We start from the raw sequence: 3,070 nt of genomic DNA, 5'->3' as shown, positions 1-3,070 counted from the left end.
TAAGGGCGATGCTCTCCCAGCTGAGCTAAGCACCCTGAAAGCTTGTGCGCATTATACATGTTTTTTTGAATAATGCTCACATTTATTTAACTATTTTTCTATTTTATTCAAAATAATTTTTTAATTGTCAGACTTAACAAAAGTAACGCATAATAAATGCGCTACTTGTAATTTTTCTTACCCTAAATCACTCATGGTTGAAACGGCATGATAGCCCGCATCCACATGGACTACTTCGCCTGTAATGCCTGATGCTAAATCAGAACATAGAAACGCTGCTGTATTTCCAACTTCATCAGCAGTTACATTTCTTTGTAAGGGAGTAATATTGGCATATGCTGCCTGGATTTTACGGAAATCTTTAATTCCAGCTGCCGCAAGCGTTTTAATAGGTCCTGCGGATATTGCATTAATTCTTAAGCCTCTCGGACCTAAACTTGCTGCCAGATAACGCACTGAAGCTTCAAGGCTCGCTTTGGCAATTCCCATGACGTTATAATTAGGGACTGCTTTTTCTGCGCCATAATAACTTAATGTAAGGATTGAACCTTGAGTGTCTTTCATCATGGGTAATGCAGCTTGTGCTAAACCTACCAGGCTGTATGCACTTATATCATGCGCAATTCTAAAGCCTTCTCTATTGGAACTCTCAAGAAAATCGCCACTGATTTGATCTGCTGGTGCATAGGCAACTGAATGAATCAGGACATCCAGCTTATCCCAATGTTGTCCTAAATTGCTAAACAGGGCATTGATGTCTTCATCTCGCGCGACATCACAAGGAAAGGTTAGAGTTGAATTAAACTCTGCTGCCATGGTTTCCACACGGGATTGTAATTTTTCATTTTGATATGTAAATGCTAATTCTGCACCTTGAGCATGGAACGCTTTGGCTATACCGTATGCAATAGAACGATTACTCGCTAATCCAATAATTAAAGCCTTTTTTCCAGATAAAAAACCCACAGTATTCTCCTTACTATTACTCTTTTTTGGTAGTATGTGATGCTAATAGTTCACGCATTTTCGCTTGAATCATCTCAATCGCTATTCTATTTTCACCGCCGCGTGGAACAATAATGTCTGCATATCTGCTCGATGGTTCAATGAATTGAAGATACATTGGTCTTACAGTTGTTTCGTATTGGTGCAGTACTGACTCAAAAGATCGGTGACGTTCAACCACGTCTCTTTTCAAACGACGGGTAAGGCATACATCAAGAGGAGTAGACATGAATATCCGAATATCCATTATTTCTCTAAGTGCTTTGTCGCTGAATAAGAGAATGCCTTCCAAAACGATAATGGCATGTTGTCCTATCGTTCTGGTTTCTGACAATCTAAGATGTTTTGAGTGTGAATAAATAGGAATATCTACTGATTTGCCTAACCTTAGTTGGCGTAAATGGTCGCAGAGCAGAGTGTGATCAAATGAATCAGGATGATCGTAGTTTATTTTTTCGCGCTCAGCAAATGGCATATGGCCATTGTCTTTATAGTATGCATCCTCTGATATTACAACTACTTGTTCGGAGCCTAACTCACTCACAATAGTATTTGCTAAAAGACTTTTGCCCGATGCTGAGGGACCTGAAATTCCAATTATTATAGCTTGCTTAGTCATGATTATTTCGTAAAAAATTTTGCGCAAATAGTAAAGCTATTTTGCGCTAAATTCAATTGATTCAGAGGATTTCATGTGGATATCACTGGAAATATCGACAAATTTTTATTTTATTGGAATATTATCATCAATTTTGTTGGCTATTGTCACTATAAGAGTTACTTATAAACTCAACAGCTAAATGCCAGAGCAGGGAGAGAGGATTTATATGTTTTCCCCTCTCTATCACTAGTGTATAGAGAGGGAACATCATGTTTTTCGAATTTTATTTGAACCTTAAGTTAAATGTAGCCTTAATCCAGTTTTTTAAACTCTTTTAATACTTCATTTAATGGTTTGCCTACAGCAGCAGAAGGGTATTTTACTACTAATAATGCTGACAATGTTGGTGCAATATCGGTAGTGGAAACCGGTCGTGAAATAACCTGAGGTGTAAAATTAGCATTAACAAATAGCAGGGGAACATGACTGTCGTATTGCCAAGGAGTTCCATGGGATACTTTATCTTCTTTTTTTTCTTTACGGAACTGATAAGGAGGAGGGACCATATAAATATCGCCTGCACGATATGGGTAGGACATACGATCAACTTTTGCTGATAACCAATCTTTTTTGACATCAGCCATCGGCAAGGAATAGGCTCTGAATAGTCCTGGGTTTAAGGATAAGGCGTTCGCTACGTATTTGCTGACCTGAGCCAGATCAAGTTTATGATTGTTTATCACCTGATGATCTAAATAAATAAAAGGTGGATTCACAGACATTAACGCCTCTTCTGGAAGTGAGTATTGTTTGCTGAGCAATTGTCTGATATTTTGTTCAACCAAAGTATAATCGATTGGTTTTGCCTCTGGGATATGATTCGCCTTAAGGTATGATGGACTATCACTTACCCCGTGATCCGCTGTTAGTACTATCAATATATTTTCCAAGCCGATTTCTTTGTCGAGGGCAATAAATAAATGCGCCAACGTTTTATCAAGTTGCAACAGGTTGTCTTCAGCTTCCAGGCTATTGGGGCCAAACTGATGACCTATGGCATCAACCGCGGAAAAACTAATTCCCAGATAATCTGTTTTATTCGTTGATTTACCTAATTGCTCATTTATTACTAATTGTTCTGCGAAGTGTGCAGTTAATTCATCTGCTTTTGGTGTTCTGGATAGTGATTTAAAATACGCTTCAGAAGGTGGATTTATAATATGATGAGGAAATTTTTGACCGAAATCACCATAATTTTTTTTAAAGGGTTTTGTATTTTTATTTTGGTAATATGAAATAGGTTCCGATAGTTTCCATTCATAAGCTTTAGGTTCATAAAGTTTATTCCAGTTTTGAACCCAGGATGGATAGTGGGAATAATAGTAACTACTGGTTATAAAGCCTCCATTGGTTTTATCAAACCAGAAGGCCTTGCCTGTGTGTCCTGCAAGCGTTATTGCTGAA

Annotated in this window: 3 protein-coding genes; all 3 read right to left on the bottom strand. The window is 37.9% G+C overall.

Features of this window, described 5'->3' with window-relative positions:
* Positions 1-177: 177 nt before the first annotated feature.
* The gene (locus tag Q0495_RS14050) at positions 178-966 is read right to left on the bottom strand and encodes an enoyl-ACP reductase (protein WP_298627416.1); all 789 of its coding nucleotides are present in this window, start codon (positions 964-966) and stop codon (positions 178-180) included.
* Between the two features lie 16 nt (positions 967-982).
* Positions 983-1,624 (bottom strand): uridine kinase, encoded by a 642-nt coding sequence (udk, locus tag Q0495_RS14045; RefSeq protein ID WP_298627414.1) that lies wholly within the window; start codon positions 1,622-1,624, stop codon positions 983-985.
* A gap of 293 nt (positions 1,625-1,917) precedes the next feature.
* On the bottom strand, positions 1,918-3,070 hold a 1,153-nt coding region (locus tag Q0495_RS14040), incomplete at its 5' end, for an alkaline phosphatase family protein (RefSeq protein WP_298627413.1).

This window comes from uncultured Legionella sp., from assembly GCF_937871865.1.
Lineage (GTDB): Bacteria > Pseudomonadota > Gammaproteobacteria > Legionellales > Legionellaceae > Legionella.
This window is presented reverse-complemented; position numbering and strand designations above follow the sequence as displayed.